A 19,838-nucleotide genomic window follows, 5' to 3' on the forward strand; every position below is an offset into this window, starting at 1 on the left:
CTGTTGCCAGCGGGGTCTCGTTTCGGGTCGATGGGGCGAACCTTGTTAGTTCTTGGTCTTGTCGACGAGCGCGTTGGACTTGATCCACGGCATCATGCCGCGGAGCTTTTCGCCAACTTCCTCGATCTGGTGTGCGTCGTTCAGGCGGCGGGTTGCCTTGAACTTGGCAGCGCCTGCACGGTATTCCTGCATCCAATCGGAAGTGAACTTGCCGGTCTGGATGTCTGTCAGGACGCGCTTCATTTCCGCCTTGGTTTCCGGCGTCACGATGCGCGGACCAGTCACGTACTCACCCCACTCTGCAGTGTTGGAGATGGAGTAGTTCATGTTGGCGATGCCGCCTTCGTAGATCAGGTCGACGATCAGCTTCACTTCGTGCAGGCACTCGAAGTAGGCCATTTCCGGAGCGTAACCGGCTTCAACCAGAGTTTCGAAACCGGCGCGGATCAGTTCGACGAGACCGCCGCACAGAACAGCCTGTTCGCCGAAGAGGTCGGTTTCGCACTCTTCCTTGAAGGTGGTTTCGATGATGCCCGAACGGCCGCCGCCAACGCCACAGGCGTAGGACAGGCCGAGGTCATGGGCATTGCCGGAAGCGTCCTGGTGAACAGCGATCAGGCACGGCACGCCGCCACCCTTCATGTATTCGCCGCGCACGGTGTGGCCCGGGCCCTTCGGTGCAACCATCAGAACGTCAACGGTCGACTTTGCTTCGATCAGGCCGAAGTGAACGTTGAGGCCATGTGCGAAGGCGATTGTAGCGCCGTCACGGATGTTGGCTGCGATGTGGTCCTTGTAGATGTCGGCCTGCAGTTCGTCCGGGGTTGCCATCATCATCAGGTCGGCCCAGGCAGCAGCGTCAGCCACGTTCATGACCTTGAAGCCGTCAGCTTCTGCCTTCAGAGCGGTCGTGGAGCCCTCGCGCAGGGCAACGGCGATCTCCGTGCAGCCGCTGTCCTTGAGGTTCATGGCATGGGCGCGGCCCTGCGAGCCGTAGCCGATGATGGCGACTTTTTTGGACTTGATCAGGTTAAGATCAGCATCACGATCGTAATAAACGCGCATGGGTTCCTTTCTCCCGTCTGCATTCTGTCGTTGGAAGGCCGGTTTTCCGGTCTTGATTGGTTCTGGTGTTTCCCAGTGGTTCCGAAGGTTCGCGGCGATCAGGCCCCGAACAGACGGTAAAAGCGATCGACGGCCACTTCGGCCTGCGATTTCAGATCCTTCTCGGCAGGACCAGCGGTCTCACCCAGAAGGAGGCGGATATGGACGTCCCGAATGGCAAGGCCGTAAAGCACCTGGTAGGCGTCTTCGGATTCGTCGAATTTCAGAAGCCCGTGGCGGCGACCGCTGTCCAGCATGGCGCGCGCACGGGCGGAAATCATGTGTTTGCCGCGCACCAGCAGAAGCTGGCCGAGGCGGTTCGAATTGGTGTTGGACTGGCCGATCGACAGCCGGTTCAACGCCAGCGAGGTTTCGGAAAACAGAACACCCAGCAGAGCTTCGACAAAGGCTGTCACATGTGCCCGGAAAGTCGCCGCATCGGCGGTGGCGCCAGCCTCGGAAGGAAACTGAACCTGGCTGGCCTGGAACGCGACAACCGCAGCCAGCAGGCCGTCACGGTCGCCGAACCACTTGTAGAGGCTTTCCTTGGAACAGCTTGCCGTGCGGGCAAGGCCTGCTGTCGTCAGCGCCTTCTCGCCACCTTCGACCAGCAGCGTCAGCGCATGTTGCAACACCACCTGCTGGCGCGGCGAAAATTCGGGCGCTGCATCCGGGCGGGAGGTGGCAATATCGTAAGCGGTCGCTGTCATGTCTCAGGTCGGATCGTTAATTGTCAGTAGGGAACCGTACGGTACGGTTCGGGTGTGGTTATGGCACCGGCGACAGGACAGGTCAAGGGTAATTTTGCACCTATTCGGCGTAGGTGCGCATCTGGGCAAGCACTCTGGAACAGGCGCTTCAAAGTGTGATCGGAGTAGACGTTTACGCTTACTTCAAGTTTGGCTTGCGTCTCGAAGAAAGTGCGGATTAGATTTTCGTATTCAATTTTGTTGTCTTGTATTTTCTTGGGTGTCTTTGAGATGTTGACCATCAGAAAACTCATTGCCGGGCCGTTGTTGCTGGCCTTTTTTGCCTTGGCTACCACCGGTGCAAGCGCTGCACCTCGGGTAACCGCAAAGATCGATCTTTCCGAACAACGGCTTTATTTGTACGTCGACGGACGTTTGCGAAACAAATGGCCGGTTTCAACTGCACGCAAGGGATATCGCACACCAACGGGAAGCTGGCGCCCGACCCGGCTGGAACGCGACTGGCACTCGCGCAAGTACAACTGGGCACCCATGCCCTATTCGGTCTTCTTTCTCGGCGGATACGCCATACACGGCACCAACGATCTCAAGCGGCTGGGCCGTCCCGCCTCGCACGGATGCATCCGGCTCCATCCCAGGAACGCCGCTCAGCTTTTCAATCTTGTGCGAAAGGTTGGTCGCGCCGATACGAGGATCGTGATCACGCGGTGACTTGAGGGGGCAATTCATCCGTTGCTACCACCGGCCGTTTTCAGGAGCGGCCTGTGTGGGCACAGGTTGCATGGCTTTGGCGTGGCGGCTTACCCTTCAGGAACTTTCAGCGTGATTCCCCTACTGCCAAGCGGAGGCCATCGTGACCGCCTGCTCGAATTTCTGTCGATGCCTGTCAGCTGCCCTTGTGTTGTGCCTGTCGATTTTTCTCGCACTGCCGGCATTGGGGCAGACGGCGGAAGGGGACGACAATCCACCGCTGCCGGTCTCGCCGGTCAGCGTCGGCCTCTACATCAGCCCCCCCTTTGTCATGGAGGAAGAGCCGGGTGTCTATTCCGGCATGGCGGTGGATCTTTGGGAAGCACTGGCGCAGAAAAACGGTATTCTCTACGAATATCGGATCTTCCCGACCATCCGGGAGCTGGTGGACGCCGCGGCGGACAAATCCATCGGTATTGCCGTCACCAACCTGACGATCACCCGCAAGCGCGCCGACAGGATCGACTTTACCCAGCCCTGGTTCGATGCGGGCCTGCGCATTCTCGTGCCTGACAGTCAGGGAGCGAGCTTCAGCGAGGTGTTAACGGGCCTGCAGGAATCCGGTTATCTGAGAGCCTATGGCTGGTTGGCACTTGTGATCGTGTTTGCAACGGCTCTGATGACGCTGTTCGACCGGCGTTTCGACAAGAACTTTCCCCGGGGCTGGCCGGAAGGCGTGTCGGAGAGCTTTTATGCGGTCATGTCGGTGGTGACATCCGGCAAGGCACCTTCGCGCAAGAACCTGTTTGGTTGGCCAGGCCGCATCTGGCAGGCGCTCTGGCTGGTCTGCGGCATTGCGGTGATGGCCTATGTGACCTCGTCGGTGACAAGCGTCATGACAACCCTATCGCTCACAAACCAGATCAACAGTCTTGCCGATCTGCCGGGCAAGAGTATCGGTGTCTTCGTCGGCAGTGTGGCCGAGGAGTTTGCGGAAGCATCCGGCTGGTCGCACCGGTCATTTGACGACATCGAAGGTGCAGTCACTGCTCTGCGCAATGACGAGATTGACGCCGTTGTGGGCGATGCGCCTGTCCTTGAGTATTACGCTCACAGTCACCCGCGGGCGAATGTCGAGGTGATCGGCCCGATCTTTGAACCGGACAAATACGGCTTTGCCCTTGCGCACGGCAGTCAGTGGACACGGCCGTTGACGCTGGAATTGCTGACGGCGCATGAGACGGACATGATCGAGCAAATGCGCGTGCGCTACTTCGGGGACGAGCGCTAGGAGCCATTCCCTAGAGCTGTGGCTGCGCGGCAGCTCTCAACCAGTCAACGACAATGGCGGCCGTTTCCCGGTTCCGGCTGCGGTGCGACAGCACGGCATGATAGGCGTTGTTTGGCTGCAGCGGCGGCAGGCCGGCGGGGACCAGCAGACCGTTTTGCACGTGGTCACCGGTGATCGAGCGCCAGCCGAGCATGACCCCGTGGCCCGACAAGGCCGCCTGGGTGGCCTGGACATAGTTGGAAAACCGGAGGCCTTTGGCCGAACCGGCGGCCTTCTGCCCCGTGCGGGCAAGATACTCCTGCCAGGAAATCCAGCGGCGATCGCTGGTGTCCACATGGATCAGGAAGGCTGAGCCCAGGCTGCCGCCATCGGCGCGGATGCGCTCGGCAAGGGAAGGGGCGCACACAGGCTCAACCAGTTCGCGGAACAATTGTTCGACCGTGCCGTCGTCCCAGCGGCCGTCCCCGTAGCGCATGGCGATATCGGTCCCCTGGCCAAGCCGGGGGACTTCCTGCTGCGTGGTGTGAACGTTCACCGGGATTTCCGGGTGGTCCAGATAAAACGCCTCAAGCCGCGGCATGAGCCAGTAGGTGGCGAAGCCGACGGTGCAGGCAACAGTGACAGAGGCGCTGGCCGGATCGGCAAGAGCCTGGATGTCATTCAGGGCTTCGCTCAGCCGTTCGCGGTTTTCGATCACCGCTTTCAGCAGGATCTCGCCGGCGGCAGTGAGGCCGGCCGGCCTTGTGCTGCGATCGATCAGGGCGGTGCCGACGTGCTCTTCCAACTGTCGCAGGGACTGGCTGATCGCCGACATGGATACATTCAATTCGCCCGCCGCCGCCTTGGTGCCTCCCGCGCGTTGAACCGTCTCGAAGACGGTGAGCAGCCTGAGCGGGGGGAGGCGGAGCATTTGTCTGTCCAAGTTAAGTGAATGCTTAAGTTAAGTTTCGATTTTATCGCCTTTCCAAATCGCCAGTGCAAGAGCAACTTCATAGAAAGTAAATGGAACGCAGAGCTTTGCGGTGACTTGTGCGAAGCACCTGTAAGGCTGATGAGCTAAACTTAAGGACGGATCTGATGCTTGGAACTGGTGATGCAGGTGTGTTGCTGCAGGAAAAAGGCCTCGATGTGCCACTGAGCAACGGGCAAACCGCCTATTTCAATTATTACTGGCTGCGCGACAATTGCCCGAGTTCCTTCGACCCGGAAACCCGCGAACGCGTCAATGACATCTTCGCCCTGGACGAAGCGCCAAAAGCAGCCTCCGCCGCCATTGTGGGAGGCGATCTGGAAATCGCCTGGGCCGGCACAAACGACGTCTCCCGCCTGCCGCTGTCCCTGCTCAATGCCTATTCCAAAGGCGAGAAGCGCCCCGATATCGCCAACCTTCGAAGAGTGCCCTGGTACGCTGACCACTATCCGAAGATGGCCCGTTTTTCCCATGACGAGGTTACGAACGACACCGCGCGTCGGCGTGACTGGGCCAAAGCGATGCTGACGGATGGTGTCGCGCTCTTGACCGGCTTGCCGGATACGGATGAAGCGCTCACCGACACGGCCGGCCTGATCGGTTATGTGCGTCCGAGCTACTTCGGCCTGACGTTCGAGGTAAAAACCCACATCAAGCCGACCAACCTTGCCTTCACTGCCAAGGCCTTGCCGCTTCACACGGACTTGCCGGACGAGGATCTGGCGCCGGGCGTGCAGTTCCTGCATTGCCGGGCCAATTCGGTCGAGGGAGGCAACAGCATCTTTGTGGACGGGCTGGCTGTCGCGGAAGACTTCCGCAAGGCCTATCCGGAAGACTTCGAACTTCTGATTACCGTGGATGTTCCCTATTTCTGCGAGCATGACACGTTCGACATGCGGTCCCGCCAGCGGGTGATCGAGCTGGATGAGCACGGCAATATTTCGGGTGTCACGATCAGCCAGCACCACGCCGATATCTTCGATATGCCGCAGCATGAACTCGACCGTTACTACCCGGCCTTCTGCCGCTTCGGACGGATGATGCGGGACGACAAATACCTGATGCGGTTCCGTCTGAATGCGGGCGAATGTATTGTCTTCGACAATCACCGCATCGTGCACGGTCGGGCTGCCTATTCGGCAACCAGCGGCAATCGGCACCTGCGTGGTTGTTATACCGACAGGGGCGAGCTGCGCTCCACCTACCGGATCCTGTCCGGGGAAGGACGTTTCAAATGAGTGTCGTTACGGATGTACGCTTCGGGGCTGACCCGGACCGGCAAAGCGAACAGGCCCTGCGGGAAGACCTCGCAGCTGCCTTTCGTCTGGCGGTAAAATTCGGCTGGAGCGAATCCGTCGGCAATCATTTCAGCGCCGCGGTTTCCGAAGATGGTTCGAAATTCCTGATGAACCCCAAGTGGCGACATTTCGGGGAAATCAGGGCCAGCGACCTGTTGTTGCTCGATGCCAATGATGACACCGTGATGGCGGGCGAAAATGCCCCGGACCCATCTGCCTGGTGCATTCACGGCACGGTTCACCGGGAAAATCCCAAGGCGCGGGTGCTGTTCCACTGCCACCCGCCAAATGCGACCGCGCTGGCGACGCTGCAGGATCCATCAATGAAACCGATTGACCTGAACACCGCCCGTTTCTTCGGCAAGGTTGCGGTTGATCTCGGCTTCGGCGGCATGGCTGACGAGGCGGAGGAGGGCAGGCGGATTGCCGAAACACTTGGCGACAAGCCGGTTCTTGTAATGGGCAATCACGGGGTGTCGATTTCCGCCGTCACTGTCGCTGAAGCCTTCGAGCATCTCTATTTCTTCGAACGGGCCGCCGAAACGCTTTTGAAAGCCTATGGGACCGGTCAGCCGCTGGCCATCATGTCGGACAACCTTGCCGCCAAGACAGCTGCCGAATGGGAGCCCTATGTCGGCATGGGCTATGCCCATTTCGACTATTGGAAGCGTGATCTTGACCGGAGCGAGCCGGATTACCGCGACTGAGATCCGTCGATGCCGACTTGCTTTCGCCTCTCCAATGCGGGGAGGCGAAATGCATTTGGGCGAAGCATGGCAATCCTTCTTCGTGTCGCCCCGGACAAGCGCAGTGCAGATCCGGGGGCTATTCGCAAGACACATAGCGGCATCGCGTGAGCTGGAAATCAGATGTCAGTGTGAGCTTCTAATCATTGATCATCATTCAATTTTGAGCAGGAGAGGCTTTGTCGCAAAATAGGTCAGGATCCGGATCAGAGTTCGGCTTCCGCCTCACTTGTCCGGTATGACGGGTAGGCAAATGTTCCTGCAATAGACCGCCAAAACTGCAGAAATCTAACCTGTAGTAGCGACCTAATACCCGTTCAAACGCGCCGACTGCTAGCCTTTCTCCATCGCAATTTGCCAAGCTGGAGGACAGAGCATGAGCGCGAAGAAGATCCTGATGATCACGGGAGATTTCACCGAAGATTATGAGACCATGGTGCCGTTTCAGACGTTGCTTGCCATGGGGTACACGGTTGATGCGGTATGCCCCGGCAAGAAGGCCGGCGAGACGGTCGCCACCTGTATCCACGATTTCGAAGGCGACCAGACCTATTCGGAGAAGCGCGGCCATAACTTTACGCTGAACGCGACCTTCGCCGATGTCGACGTTGCCGGTTACGATGCCCTCGTAATCCCGGGTGGCCGGGCACCGGAATATCTGCGTCTTGATGCGGCTGTCATCGATGCCGTGAAGCATTTCATGGACGCGGGCAAGCCCGTTGCCGCAATCTGTCACGGCGCGCAGATCCTGACTGCTGCCAAGGTGATTGAAGGCCGCACCGTTTCGGCTTATCCGGCCTGCCGTCCGGAAGTGGAACTTGCAGGCGCCACTTACGCCGAGATCGCAATCGACGGCGCCGTGACCGACGGCAACCTTGTTACCGCCCCTGCATGGCCGGCGCATCCGGCATGGCTGTCGCAGTTCCATGCGGTTCTGGGCGGTGCAGCCGAAGGTTCCCTGGCTGCCTGAGGCAAAACGGTGCGGGCCAACAAAGAGCCCGCACCATCAACTCCGTTTGCCTGGTCCGTGAAAGCGCAAGAGTGGTGCCCCGGCGGCGGACGACGGGTCCCGGGGGCGCCACCTACACGCTACCTGACCACTTTCCCGCACGCGGGAAGCGGACTAGGCTGAGTTCAAATAACGGGCGTTGAGATACCGCGACAGCTCCGCGATTTCAGCTCGCCAGTCCGTCACGAAGGAAACATCATGTGCAAGCTCTTCATCGAGGCAGATTCCACGCTTTGGGAAAGCACGACAAAGTCGCTGCGCATTGACGGCATGGTGACATCGGTGCGGTTGGAAACCTTCTTCTGGAAGGTTCTGGACGAGATCGCCGGACGGGACGGCATGAACGTGGTGCAACTGATCACCAAGCTTCACCACGAGAGCATCGACGCGGGCCATGATCTCGGAAATTTCACGAGCTTCCTGCGCGTTTGCTGCGGCCGGTACCTGGCCTTGCAGCTGTCTGGCGATGTGCCGACCGACAAGCGCCTGCCCATCGCGGGCCTGGATGCGGACGGCATTCTGGAAGCCGAAACCGGCCGTATGCATTGAGACATGCACCGGAATGAGTGCAGGAGCTCTCCCTCGTCATCTTGGCCGAGCACAACGCTGCCAGGATGACGTGGGATGGCTGATCATGTGCTGGTGATACAGCGCCTTGTCAGGCAGCCGCTTTTTGAGAAAGCGCCAGACGCATGTCTTCGGCGACCGCAACCGGGCCTGCCTCGGTCGGGACCTGGAACAGCCCCAGTTTCTTCGTGACCTTGCCCAGCAGCACCGATGCCGTCATCCAGACCAGGAGCGGAGCGACAACCAGTGGCAGGGCAACAGGCAGGAGCCAGTAGAACATCTCCGGCGCATAGGTGTGCGAGAAGGCGATTGCGCCGGCACCTGCAATGCTCATCCACCAGGTGGCGGAAAACGCCGCGGTGATCGGCAGCGAGCCGTCATCCCGATCGGCTGTCGGCCAGCCGCTGTCAGCACCCGTCAGCACCTGAAACACCGAGCGGCAGTGGAACATCATGTGGATCGGTGCAAGGATCGAGGTCAGCAGGATTTCAAGGAGAAAGCTGATCAGAAGCCGGACCGGACCGCCGAAGTCCGCCGAGTTTCCGCCAAAGAGCGCCCGGGCAACGAGCAGCAGCTTGGGCAGGATCAGCAGAGCTACCAGACCGAAGAGCAGGGCGAGCGCCGTGGTCGTTTCCGGATGTGGAAAGACCGGGAATGGCGAATGACCGTCGAAGTAGACCGGGGGCGGAGCAACCAGCGGGGCGGCAAGGCTTGCCAGCAGGAAGATGCACCAGATCGGCGAAGCCAGATAGGCAAAGACGCCTTGCAGGATCGAAATCCGGCTCCAGAAGCGGAAGCGCGGGGCCGCCAGAATGCGGCTGTGCTGCAGGTTGCCCTGGCACCAGCGCCGGTCACGCTTGGCGTAGTCGACCATGTTGGCGGGGGCTTCCTCGTAGGAGCCCGTCAGGTCCGGGTCGAGACGTACCTTCCAGCCGTCGCGCGCCAAGAGCGCAGCTTCAACAGTGTCATGGCTGAGGATGTGACCACCGAAGGGCGGTTTGCCGGTAAGCGGAGCCATGCCGCAGGCTGCTGCAAATGCGCGGGTGCGGATCAGCGCATTGTGTCCCCAGAAGGTGCCTTCCTCGCCCTGAACGGCGGCAAGGCCGCGCGCGAAGTAAGGCCCGTAGAGACCGGTTGCGAACTGCAAGAGGCGTCCGAAAAGCGTGGAGAGCCCGATGATCTGCGGCAGCGACTGCAGCAGCCCCAGTCGCGGATCGGCCTCCATGCGCCGGACCATTTCCAGGATGGTCTTGCCATCCATCAGGCTGTCGGCATCAAGCACCAGCATGTAGTCGTAGGCACCGCCTGATGTCGTCAGGAAGTCGGCAATGTTGCCTGCCTTGCGGCCGATGTTCTTTTCGCGCCGCCGATAGAACAGGCGGCCACCGGCGTTCTGGCGAACAAGCAGTCGCTCATAGGCACGTTGTTCTTCCTCGCCGACATCCGCCTTGGTGGTGTCGGACAGGACGAAAAAATCGAACCGGTCCGCCGCGGGCAGGGCGGCAACCGATTTCATGATGGCCTCCAGGCGGGCGAACACCGGACCGGTTGCCTCGTTGTAGATCGGCAGCAGAACGGCGGTGCGACCGTCGGGCAAAGCTTCTGCTGTTGCCCTTTCTTCAGGCGGAAACAGGATGCCGAAGAGAGCGATACATCCGCCCCAGGCCAGCCAGAAGCTTGCTACCGCCATCAACGCGATGCGGACGATGTCCAGCCAGTCGAAACCGTCCGACTGGACAACAATGGCAAACATGTACGAAGCGCCCGTGGTCAGGCACAGGGCGATCACTGCCATGGCCAGCCGCCGGAAGGCCGTCGACCAGGCTTCGGAGCTGGCCTTCTTCATGTCAGCGGTCCTTGGCTGGAACCGGAACGCGCTTCAACTGCGGAGCAAGCGGCTGCACAGCCCGTTGCCACAGGGCGACAAGCGGGGCAAAGCGCACGGCCAGTGGCGGATTGAGGTCGTGATGGGGCATTTCCAGCCCGTGACGGGGGGCAGGCACCGGCAAGGTCCTGATGAAGGCAGCCCGGTCTTGCGGCGTGCCGCTAAAATGGTCGATACCACGGCGCGTGGCGGCAGAACCGGACAGAACGGACAAGAGGACGTCGTCGCCAAGGTCGGGCCGCTTCAGGACTGTCCTGATTTCTTCAAGCAACTTACCGTCGGCAAAAAGGGTCGGACTGGTCGTCTGATCGATACTCACATGCGATGTCATCTGTTCCCACTCCACTGATACATCCAGGTTTCCGTTACATCGGTGCCGTCGAGTTGCAGGGCGAGAATGAACTCGACCGGTATTTCCTCGTCGTCCCGTGCGATATCGAGCACGGCACGCCAGCTGCCGCTTTCCAGCCGCTGGACGAACTGATGCTCCACCTTGCCGTTCTGCAGGGTCAGTCTCGGTGTCAGAGGAGCTTCCGCACCCATGTCACCCAGATTGCCGCCGGCAAATTCCACGACGAATTTGCGCAGTTTCGGGTCCGGATCTGAGGCAGCCGCGCCACCATGCCCTGTGCTGGTCGCGATTACCTGTGCCAGCTCGGTACCCGGTTCCGGTTCCCGGCCCCAGATCATCCGATAGGCAAAGCGATGTTCGGAGCCTGCCTTGGTGCCGTTTTCCGGCACCCAGCAAGCAACGAGGTTGTCGTAGATCTCTTTTTCGGCCGGGATTTCCGCCAGCATGACCTGGCCATTGCCCCAGTCGTTGATCGGCTCGATCCACAGTGACGGGCGTCGCTGATACTTGGCTTCCGTGTCCTGGTAATGATCGAAATTCCGGTCCCGCTGCAGCAGGCCAAAGCCTGCCGGGTTCTCCTCGTTGAAGAAGGACAGGGCAAGCTTTTCCGGATTGCGAGCCGGCCGCCACAGACGCTGGCCATTCTGGCGCAAGATCAGGAGACCGTCATTGTCATGAACTTCCGGGCGATAGTCGTCGAAGTTGGTGCGGTCGTTCTCGCCGAACAGATACATCGAAGTCAGCGGCGCAATCCCGAGACGTTCGACATCGTCGCGTAGGAAAATGTGCGCATCCACTTCCACAACGGTGTTGATGCCCGGCTTGATCGTGAACTGGTAGGCACCGGCAACGCGCTCGCTCTCCAGTTCGGCATAGAGCCGCATCTCGGCAGCGCCGTCCGTCGGCCGCTCCAGATAGAACTTCGTGAAACGCGGAAACTCTTCCGGTCCGGCGATGGCCGTATCGATCGCAAGTCCGCGTGCGGACAGGCCATAGACGTTGCCCTTGCCGAGCGCACGGAAATAGCTTGCCCCCAGGAACACCACCAACTCGTCGAAATACTCCGGAGTGTTCAGCGGATGGTGCAGGCGGAAGCCGGCGATACCCGGCAGATCCACATCCTTGAACTTTTCCGGATCCAGCGGCTCGCGATATTCGAAGTCCGCGCCGGTAAAATGCAGTTCGCTGATATTTCCGTCGACGATCTCATAAAGTTCCACCGGCTCCTTGTAGAGCCAGCCCGGGTGGAACGCCTGCAGTTGATAGTTGCTGCCGGTGTCCTTCCAGACGGACTTGTCGGGATTGAACCGGATTGCACGATGCTGGTCATAATCGAGATTGGCGAGGATTTCGGGAAGAGCCGGTACATCGGGCGCAAATGCGTTCCCGGCCTTTTCCTTCATGCGCTCGACGAGCGCGGAAAAGTTAAACTCTTCGCCTGCCGCAAAGGCTCCGCCTGCTTGTGCAGGTGCGGTATTCTCTGCTGCGAGTGCAGTGCGGAGGTCCGCGCCTGCCAAGGCACCGGCCGCCAGGGCCGTTGCCGATAAAAACGTGCGCCGATTGATCACGACGATTGGCCACCTTGTTGAAATTAAAGTGTTCTTTTTGGTTCACTTTTGAATGAGCACGCGCACTGCAGCAATTTTATGGAGAAAACCGGTCCAAAAAATGGCATTCCTGTGCAATGCAGCATCGTACGCTTGTTCGTTCGACTTTCAAACGTCCAAACAGCCGGTTGGTTTCATATTTTTTTGAAAAAAGTTAAGTTCAGATGCCGATTGTAACCAGATGGGCGACGTAACTTCCGATTGCCATGGCCGATGTGAGGCCGGGGGATTCGATTCCGTAGAGCGTGACCAGACCTGCAAGGCCATGATCTGACGGCCCGTCAATTCGGAAATCGGCCGCCGGTTCACCCGGACCGGCGATCTTGGGCCGGATGCCGGAATAGTCTGGCAAAAGTGCATCGTCCGGCAGGCCGGGCCAGTAGCTGCGGATGGCGGCATAAAACTTGTCGCCCCGGGCGGGATCCACCCTGTAGTCGGCAATCTCCACCCATTCGACATCCGGACCGAAGCGTGCCTGGTGCTGCAGGTCGAGTGTCAGGTGAACGCCGAGCCCGCCAGGTTCCGGCACGGGGTAGATGAGCTTGGAAAAAGGGGCCTTGCCCTGAAGCTTGAAATAACTGCCCTTCGCGAGGTAGGCGACCGGTGGATTGGCACCCTCAAGCCCGGCAGCCAGGGCAGGTGCGCCGTGGCCTGCGGACAGGATCAACTCCTTGCAGGTGAGGGCATAGGTTTCCGTTCCCTCCGTTTCCGCATGCACCCGGTAACCGCCATCAGCCAGGTGTTCGAGGCGCGCAACCCTCGTGTTCAGCACAACCTGACCGCCGTTTGCCTCGAGCTCTCCCTGTAGAGCCAGCATGAAACCGTGGCTGTCGACGATGCCTGTGGAGGGGGAATGCAGTGCGCCGGTGCAGGCAAGCTCCGGTTCGGCTTCGTTCAGGCTGTCCTGGTCGAGGAATACGAGATCTGAAACGCCGTTTTCCGCCGCTTTGCGACGGATTGACTGCAGTTGCTCCAACTGATCGTTATTGGACGCAACGATCAGTTTGCCAATCTGCTCGAAACCGACGCCATTCTCGGCACAAAACCGGTAAAGCCGTTCTTTGCCCTCCACACAAAAACGAGCCTTAAGGCTGCCCGTGGGATAGTAGATGCACGCGTGGATGACTTCCGAATTGCGGGCGCTGGTCTCCGATCCGATCAGGCCATGCTGTTCCAGCACCATTACCTCGCGGCCGGTCAGTGCCAGCTCACGCGCAATCGCAAGTCCAACGGCACCGGCGCCAATAACGAAGGTTTCAATGTCATGCATGGTGTTGCCGGCAATCCTGATCGAGCGTTCTTTTCCTTGTCAGCCCGTCATGCCACGGCTTGCTTCAGACGTCGATGCTGGAATTGCGGATGGAAACAAGGGCCTGGAAGTCACATCAACGAAAGTCGGCTCTGCCTTGGATTGAAACCCATAGACCTCTCTCCGTCATTGCCGGGCTCGGCCGGGCAATCCATCCCGTTCGTACGAGGAGCCTTTAGCACCCGTGAATTAAGTCGATAGGGCGCGCCATGGCATGACGGTGGAGGGATGTTTGCTCCAGCCCAGTTCACGCCAGGAAAATGTTCTTGAGGGGACTGCCGACACAAAGCGGCGGAGATGTCATGGTCAGGCTGCGGCCGACCGGAGAAAATCAGGTGTGCAGCCCCGGGCCGATGAACGGTCCGGGGCGCATATCAACAAACGGGATCAGCTCCACCAGGCTTCCGGCGAGAACGAGCCGGCGGCATCTTCGATGACCTGGCCGACCTGGAACAGGGTGCTTTCCTCAAAGGGTTTGCCGATCAGCTGAAGACCGAGCGGCAGGCCATTGTTGTCGAGGCCGGCCGGAACGGAAATGCCCGGAAGACCGGCCATGTTGACGGTGACGGTGAAAATGTCGTTGAGGTACATTTTCACCGGGTCGGAATGAAGGTCCTGGTCGGCAACACCGAAGGCGGCAGACGGGGTTGCCGGGGTCAGGATTGCGTCGACGCCGTTTTCCCAGGCCAGGTCGAAGTCGCGCTTGATGAGTGTGCGAACCTTCTGGGCCTTCAGGTAATAGGCATCGTAGTAACCGGCGGACAGCACATAGGTGCCGATCAGGATACGGCGCTTGACCTCTTCCCCGAAGCCTGCTGCGCGGGTGTTCTCGTACATCTCGACGATGTCCTTGCCCGGAACGCGCAGGCCGTAGCGCACACCGTCGTAACGGGCGAGGTTCGAGGAAGCTTCCGCCGGTGCCACGATGTAGTAGGCCGGCAGGGCGTATTTGGTGTGCGGCATCGCAATGTCGACGATTTCCGCACCGGCATCCTTCAGCCAGTCGATACCCTTCTGCCAGAGTGCTTCAATATCGGCGGGCATGCCGTCCAGGCGGTATTCCGCCGGAATGCCGATCTTGAGGCCCTTCACGGATTTGCCGATGGCCGCTTCATAGTCCGGCACGGGCAGATCGACCGAGGTGGTGTCCTTGGCGTCGACGGAAGCCATGGATTTCAGCATGATCGCGCTGTCGCGAACGGTGTGAGCAATCGGGCCGGCCTGGTCGAGCGAGGAAGCAAAGGCAACGACGCCCCAGCGGGAACAGCGGCCATAGGTCGGCTTGATGCCGACAGTGCCGGTGAACGCGGCCGGCTGACGGATGGAGCCGCCGGTGTCGGTTGCGGTGGCGCCCATGCACATGCGGGCGGCAACGGCGGCGGCAGAACCACCGGAAGACCCGCCGGGTACGAGATCCTGGTTGGAGTTCTTCTTCCGCCACGGGTTGATCACCGGACCGTAATAAGAGGTCTCGTTGGAGGAGCCCATGGCGAACTCGTCCATGTTCAGCTTGCCGAGCATGACCGCGCCGTCGGCCCACAGGTTGGACGTAACGGTGGATTCATAAGCGGGTTTGAAGCCGTCCAGAATGTGGCTGCAGGCCTGGGTGTGTACGCCCTGGGTGGCGAAAAGGTCCTTGATGCCAAGCGGGATGCCTTCCAGCGTACCGCCTTCGCCCTTGGCGAGCTTGGCGTCGGATGCCTTTGCCATGTCGCGCGCCTTGTCGGTGGTCACGGTGACATAGGCATTCAGTTTTTCATTGGCGGCTTCGATGTTCTTGATGAAGGCATCGGTCAGTTCAAGGGACGTGTAGTCCTTGTTTTTCAGGCCTTCGCGGGCCTCGGCAATGGTCAGTTTGGTCAGATCGGTCATGAATTTGAACTCTCAGGCGGCCGCCAGCGGCCGGGAATAGAAGATGGAATAGGGACTGTCGGGATAATCGAGCACCGGTCCGCAGCGGCTGAAACCGGCTCGTTCATAGATGCGCCAGGCTGCCGGGTGTTTGTCGCCGGTTTCCAGAACGAGCATGGAGATGCCCTCCCGGGTTGCCAGCTCAATAATCCGGTCCAGAATGCTGCTTCCCAGGCCGAGGCCCTGATAGGCCGGTCTGGTGTACATGCGCTTGACCTCGGCAATGCGGTCGGCGTGCCGGTGCAGGGCGCCGCAGGCTGCCGCCTTGCCGTCAATCCGTGCAACGAAGACAGTCGTTGCCTCGCCGGACATCTCTTCGGCCGTCATGTGGTAGCAGGCCTCGGGCGGGCTAAGTGTCAGCAGCAGGTCGTTCAGCTCGGCAATCATCTCGCCCATGTCGGCAGACAAGGACGTTTCGACGGCTATAGCTGGAACGGGTGCGATCATCCGGGGTGGTCCGCTTATTCGACGACTTTCGGCACCATGAAGAAATGATCTTCGGAGGCCGGTGCGTTCAGGGTGATGTCGGCAGCCTTGTTGCCGTCGGTCACGCCGTCGGCGCGCTTTTTCATGGTCTGTTCAACAACGGACGTCAGCGGCTCGACGCCGGAAATATCGACTTCGTCCAGTTGCTCGACAAAGCCGAGAATGGCGTTCAACTCGCCAGTCATGCGGGTCGCGTCTTCTTCGCTCACCTTGATGCGCGCCAGCCGGGCAACGCGTTTCACCGTATCGGTATCAACAGACATGTGTTCCTCGTCGTTACTGGTGCCTGAAGCGGAAATCCGCTCATGGCTTGCGCTCTTCTTGCGGCGGCCGCGCGGGGAAGGCAAGAGCGCAGGCTTGCCTTGCGGGAGAAATCGGAATAAATCGGTACCAATGGGAACCGAAATAGGTGTTTGCGCGTGATCCAGGCTTGCGAAACAATCCGGCCATTGCCGATGGCGGCCATCGTCTATCTGGCTTTCGAACCAGCCTGGCTGGCGCTCAGCCGCCAGGAAAGAGGCGAGATTGCCGGCCAGATCGGCACAATCCTGGCGCGTCACCCAAGGGTTGCCTTCGAGTGGTTCGACGCCGATGCCCTGGCAGGCGGGTTTTCGGATTTCGCGATCTGCCGGTTTTCCGACATGCGCGCCTATCATCACTTGTGGGAGGAACTGCGCGACACGGTGATCTTTTCAAAACCCTATGCGCGGATCGTCAACGTGACGACCGGCATCGAGAATGGGTTTCAGGACTACGAGGCAAATCTTCAAAGTGCTGCGGTTCCGGAGGCTGGAGATGCCTGAAGAAGGTGCTGCCGGTCGGCCGCAGGAGGGCCGGGTCAGCAAGGCGCTTCTGGAGGCCACGCTGATTGAGCTTGCCGAAAACGGCTACGAAAAGACGACGATTGCCGCCATCGCGGCGCGAGCGCGCACCAGCAAGCAGGCAGTCTATAGGCGCTATGCGGACAAGGGCGCGCTGATTGCGGCGTCTGTCGAAGCAGCTCTTGCCACTGCGAACCCGGCACCACCCCAGAGAGGCAGCGTGGCAGAGGATTTGCGGCAGTGTCTGTCGAACACCGTTGCGGCCTTGCAGGATACCGCGTTGGGCGCGGCGGTTCGGGCACTGGTTCCCTATCGAAGCAGGCCGGACCTTGCCGGCGTACTCGATGAGGCGGAGGCTGCCAGACGTCTGGTCCTGCGGCAGATCTTTATCGCGACCCCGTTCGAAGCTGACATGGAAGCGCGGATCGACCTGCTTCTCGGCCTCATCTATTTCCGCCTGCTGATCCGCAATATCAGGATCGAGACGAGGGACATAGAAACGGCCATCTATCTGGTGCTGGGGCTGGTCGCACCGCGCCAACCCGTACCACGCCCGGATCTGCCGGGCCTCCCCGGATTGTGAAGCCAGCCGCCATCACGATTTTCTCGCCCGCCGTTAGCGGCTCTGTGATCAAGGGTGATTGGCCAAATTCTGCGGCAGAAGACATGGTTTTTTCCGCGTGGAGCGTTAGGCTTCACCTGAACACGCCATTCACACCCCAATGGAGACGCACATGCCGCTCTATACGTCCAAATCCGTTCTGCTGGGACTGACCGCGCTCTTCTCCGCTGCTGCCTTTACCGCTTCCGCTGATGAGATCACCACTTTCACCAAAGGCGGGGCTGCAATCGGCGGCACCGATCCGGTTGCCTATTTCACGGACGGCAAGCCTGTTGCCGGCTCCGATGAATTCACCGCAGAATATGACGATGTGACCTGGAAGTTCTCGTCCGCGGAAAACCGTGACAAGTTCGTTGCCGACCCGGCGAAATATGCCCCTCAATACGGCGGCTTTTGTGCTTTCGGTGCGGCCATGGGTTTCAAGGTTCCGGTGGTGCCGGAAGCCTGGTCGATCGTCGACGGCAAGCTTTACCTGAACAACTCCCTGAAGGTGCAGGAACGGTTCGAGGAAGATGTGCCGGGATATATCCGCAAGGCGACCCTCAATTGGGACATCATCAAGGAGAAGAACCCGGGCGATCTGAAAGAACCGATCATTCGAGACTGATCTGTCGAGTGTTTTCCTGGCCTGAGCCCGTCAATCGGCGGGCTCAGGCTTTTTTCCGGAATAACATGATCGGCGCACGTACCATCCAGGCCAAGCGTCACGTGAACCTGGCTCGTAACCGCGCAGGTCTCTTCTGCCAGGCGCCGTTACACTTTTCCGAAAGGCAGATCTTTAAATCGGCTATCGTCGATGCTAAATCTTGAGATTATAACTCAAGATTTATGAGGTCCTCCTTGGCCACTCCTGCGAAACGCCAGCCCAGATTTCTAACCGTCAAGTCGACGCACTACCTCAGTCCAAATCTTATCCGTGTCACTTTTGCCGGCCCGGAGTTGCAGGGTTTTCCCGAAGGGCACGAGGGCGCGAACTGCAAGTTACTGTTGCCGCGCGACGGCGAAAGCCGCGAGGCCTTTGAAGCGCATTATGCGCCGGACGGGCCTTCCGAACGCGTTCATCCGGTTCGCACCTACACCGTCCGTTCTTTCCGCCGGGATACGCTGGAACTCGATATCGACTTTGTTGCTCACGGCGACGAAGGGCCTGCAACGCGCTGGGCACAGCGGGCGGCAGAGGGAGATTTCCTGGGCTTTCTCGGCCCAAGCCAGCCGAAAATCACCGAGTTTCATGCCGACTGGTATTTGCTGGCCGCAGACCTTTCGGCAATGCCGGTGGTCGAAGCGACGCTGGAGGCTATGCCGCGCGAGGCAAGCGGTCTCGTGCTGTTCGAAGTTCCGTCAGAAGACGACAAGCGCGAGATTGCAGCACCAGAAGGCGTGGAAATCAGATGGCTGGTCCAGGAAAACCCGCATCTGCCTTCAACCGCGCAGGTTGACCTCGTGAAATCTCTGGAATGGCCTGCGGGAACGATCCAGACCTGCATTGCAGGTGAAAGCTCCGTCATTCGGGCCCTTCGGGATCATCTTCACAACGAACGGAAAGTGCCGAAGGCGGACACCTACATTTCGGGCTACTGGAAAATCGGGCTCGTCGAGGACGAGCATCAGCAGCTCAAACGGGCGGAAGCCGCCTGAGTCCTCTTGCCTGAATATCCCACTTCTCGCCGGTTGGGCTTGCTCCAACCGGGGGGATGTAGAAGGCCGGTCTGACTGTGCGGTCGAATATCTTCCGGCGACCCAAATCTTGCCATCAACCTGAGATCCGTTAGATCAGTTGTTACAGGTCTTTCGGGAGGCATTCTCATGCGTGGTTTTGCAGTTGGTCTTGGGCTCGTTGTTGCCGGGTTCGCCTTTGTGCCGGCGGCTTGGGCAGCCGGCCCGGCCTTCGATTGTGCGAAGGCGGAAAGTTCGGCCGAAAAGCTGGTCTGTTCGAATGATGATCTGGGAGCACTGGACCAGAAACTGGCCGATATCTATGAAGGCGCGGTCGGCGTCGTGAAGTCGCTTGATGCAGGCGCCGAAGAGGAACTCAACACGCTGAAGGCCTATCAACGCGGCTGGGTGAAAGGGCGCGACGAATGCTGGAAGAGCGACGACGAACTCTCCTGCGTCCGCTCTGCCTATGAACGCCGGATCGCGGAACTGACAGCGCGCTATCAATTGATCAAGGGACAGGCCCCGGTCTTTTACACCTGCAACGAAAATCCGGCAGACGAGATCGTGGCGACCTTCTTCGATACCGAGCCACCGTCTGCACGGTTGGAGCGCGGTGACACGACGGAAATTGTCGTGCAGGGTCCGAGCGGATCCGGCGCGCGTTACGAAGGTGATTTCGGCATTCTTTTCTGGATCAAGGGAGATGAAGCCATGGTGGACTGGCCTCAGGGCACGTCGTTCGATTGCAAGGCGAGGAGCTGACAGGCCTTTGACCGCCTGTCAGACCGCAGAAAAAAAGCC

The 19,838-nt window shown here is 59.7% G+C and carries 21 protein-coding genes; 11 read left to right on the plus strand and 10 right to left on the minus strand.

From position 1 onward, the window contains the following. Positions 1–45: 45 nt before the first annotated feature. Together ilvC and FIV03_RS15140 are read right to left on the minus strand one after the other, a co-directional pair. Positions 46–1,065, minus strand: coding sequence for a ketol-acid reductoisomerase (gene ilvC, locus FIV03_RS15135; RefSeq protein WP_152510126.1), 1,020 nt, complete (start codon positions 1,063–1,065; stop codon positions 46–48). Positions 1,066–1,163: 98 nt separating this feature from the next. Continuing rightward, entirely contained in the window at positions 1,164–1,814 is a 651-nt protein-coding gene (locus FIV03_RS15140) for a TetR/AcrR family transcriptional regulator (protein WP_055655398.1), read from the minus strand. Between the two features lie 270 nt (positions 1,815–2,084). Here FIV03_RS15140 and FIV03_RS15145 point away from each other — a divergent pair, with 270 nt between their 5' ends. Beyond that, positions 2,085–2,525, plus strand: a complete 441-nt coding sequence (locus FIV03_RS15145) for a L,D-transpeptidase (protein WP_152510127.1) — start codon at positions 2,085–2,087, stop codon at positions 2,523–2,525. A 142-nt stretch (positions 2,526–2,667) separates the two neighbouring features. Then, positions 2,668–3,795 carry a transporter substrate-binding domain-containing protein gene (locus tag FIV03_RS15150; RefSeq protein ID WP_209009671.1) on the plus strand — a complete coding sequence of 376 codons (1,128 nt, stop codon included), beginning with the start codon at positions 2,668–2,670 and terminating at the stop codon, positions 3,793–3,795. 10 nt (positions 3,796–3,805) lie between these two features. Here FIV03_RS15150 and FIV03_RS15155 read toward each other — a convergent pair whose 3' ends face one another. Continuing rightward, positions 3,806–4,705: a LysR substrate-binding domain-containing protein gene (locus FIV03_RS15155; RefSeq protein ID WP_152510128.1), complete on the minus strand. Its 900-nt coding sequence runs from the start codon at positions 4,703–4,705 to the stop codon at positions 3,806–3,808. A gap of 167 nt (positions 4,706–4,872) precedes the next feature. Here FIV03_RS15155 and FIV03_RS15160 point away from each other — a divergent pair, with 167 nt between their 5' ends. From FIV03_RS15160 to FIV03_RS15175, 4 genes are all read left to right on the plus strand, one after another. After that, a complete protein-coding gene (locus FIV03_RS15160; RefSeq protein ID WP_152510129.1) occupies positions 4,873–6,003 on the plus strand; it encodes a TauD/TfdA family dioxygenase in 1,131 nt (376 codons plus the stop codon). Further along, positions 6,000–6,770 carry a class II aldolase/adducin family protein gene (locus tag FIV03_RS15165; RefSeq protein ID WP_077292383.1) on the plus strand — a complete coding sequence of 257 codons (771 nt, stop codon included), beginning with the start codon at positions 6,000–6,002 and terminating at the stop codon, positions 6,768–6,770. Before FIV03_RS15160 ends, FIV03_RS15165 begins: the two co-directional genes overlap by 4 nt. A 415-nt stretch (positions 6,771–7,185) precedes the next feature. Beyond that, entirely contained in the window at positions 7,186–7,779 is a 594-nt protein-coding gene (locus FIV03_RS15170) for a DJ-1/PfpI family protein (RefSeq protein WP_173013858.1), read from the plus strand. A 237-nt stretch (positions 7,780–8,016) separates the two neighbouring features. After that, complete coding sequence (locus FIV03_RS15175; protein ID WP_006932881.1) at positions 8,017–8,367, plus strand: ribbon-helix-helix domain-containing protein; 351 nt, start codon at positions 8,017–8,019, stop codon at positions 8,365–8,367. Positions 8,368–8,476: 109 nt separating this feature from the next. Here FIV03_RS15175 and mdoH read toward each other — a convergent pair whose 3' ends face one another. From mdoH to gatC, 7 genes are all read right to left on the minus strand, one after another. Then, a complete protein-coding gene (gene mdoH, locus FIV03_RS15180; RefSeq protein ID WP_152510130.1) occupies positions 8,477–10,231 on the minus strand; it encodes a glucans biosynthesis glucosyltransferase MdoH in 1,755 nt (584 codons plus the stop codon). Between the two features lies 1 nt (position 10,232). Beyond that, positions 10,233–10,601, minus strand: a complete 369-nt coding sequence (locus FIV03_RS15185) for a hypothetical protein (RefSeq protein ID WP_152510131.1) — start codon at positions 10,599–10,601, stop codon at positions 10,233–10,235. Next, the gene (locus FIV03_RS15190; RefSeq protein ID WP_286202195.1) at positions 10,598–12,190 is read right to left on the minus strand and encodes a glucan biosynthesis protein; all 1,593 of its coding nucleotides are present in this window, start codon (positions 12,188–12,190) and stop codon (positions 10,598–10,600) included. Before FIV03_RS15190 ends, FIV03_RS15185 begins: the two co-directional genes overlap by 4 nt. 199 nt (positions 12,191–12,389) lie before the next feature. Beyond that, entirely contained in the window at positions 12,390–13,499 is a 1,110-nt protein-coding gene (locus tag FIV03_RS15195; protein WP_152510132.1) for an NAD(P)/FAD-dependent oxidoreductase, read from the minus strand. A 426-nt stretch (positions 13,500–13,925) separates the two neighbouring features. Continuing rightward, positions 13,926–15,410 carry an Asp-tRNA(Asn)/Glu-tRNA(Gln) amidotransferase subunit GatA gene (gene gatA, locus FIV03_RS15200; RefSeq protein WP_152510133.1) on the minus strand — a complete coding sequence of 495 codons (1,485 nt, stop codon included), beginning with the start codon at positions 15,408–15,410 and terminating at the stop codon, positions 13,926–13,928. Positions 15,411–15,422: 12 nt separating this feature from the next. Then, positions 15,423–15,896, minus strand: a complete 474-nt coding sequence (locus FIV03_RS15205; RefSeq protein ID WP_152510134.1) for a GNAT family N-acetyltransferase — start codon at positions 15,894–15,896, stop codon at positions 15,423–15,425. 14 nt (positions 15,897–15,910) lie between these two features. Then, positions 15,911–16,198, minus strand: coding sequence for an Asp-tRNA(Asn)/Glu-tRNA(Gln) amidotransferase subunit GatC (gene gatC / locus FIV03_RS15210; RefSeq protein WP_023000570.1), 288 nt, complete (start codon positions 16,196–16,198; stop codon positions 15,911–15,913). A gap of 156 nt (positions 16,199–16,354) precedes the next feature. On the opposite strand from gatC, the gene FIV03_RS15215 reads away from it, so the two are divergent. The 5 genes from FIV03_RS15215 to FIV03_RS15235 all read left to right on the plus strand — a co-directional run bounded on the left by FIV03_RS15215 (position 16,355) and on the right by FIV03_RS15235 (position 19,799). Continuing rightward, positions 16,355–16,738 carry a darcynin family protein gene (locus tag FIV03_RS15215; RefSeq protein WP_152510135.1) on the plus strand — a complete coding sequence of 128 codons (384 nt, stop codon included), beginning with the start codon at positions 16,355–16,357 and terminating at the stop codon, positions 16,736–16,738. After that, entirely contained in the window at positions 16,731–17,339 is a 609-nt protein-coding gene (locus tag FIV03_RS15220) for a TetR-like C-terminal domain-containing protein (RefSeq protein ID WP_173013859.1), read from the plus strand. Before FIV03_RS15215 ends, FIV03_RS15220 begins: the two co-directional genes overlap by 8 nt. A 151-nt stretch (positions 17,340–17,490) precedes the next feature. Further along, positions 17,491–17,985, plus strand: a complete 495-nt coding sequence (locus FIV03_RS15225) for a YHS domain-containing (seleno)protein (protein WP_031269160.1) — start codon at positions 17,491–17,493, stop codon at positions 17,983–17,985. A gap of 233 nt (positions 17,986–18,218) precedes the next feature. Next, positions 18,219–19,016 (plus strand): siderophore-interacting protein, encoded by a 798-nt coding sequence (locus FIV03_RS15230; protein WP_173013860.1) that lies wholly within the window; start codon positions 18,219–18,221, stop codon positions 19,014–19,016. 168 nt (positions 19,017–19,184) lie between these two features. Further along, positions 19,185–19,799 (plus strand): MliC family protein, encoded by a 615-nt coding sequence (locus FIV03_RS15235; protein WP_152510138.1) that lies wholly within the window; start codon positions 19,185–19,187, stop codon positions 19,797–19,799. The last annotated feature ends 39 nt before the right edge of the window (positions 19,800–19,838 follow it).

Origin of the sequence: Labrenzia sp. THAF187b (genome assembly GCF_009363375.1) — a bacterium.
GTDB lineage: Bacteria > Pseudomonadota > Alphaproteobacteria > Rhizobiales > Stappiaceae > Roseibium > Roseibium algicola.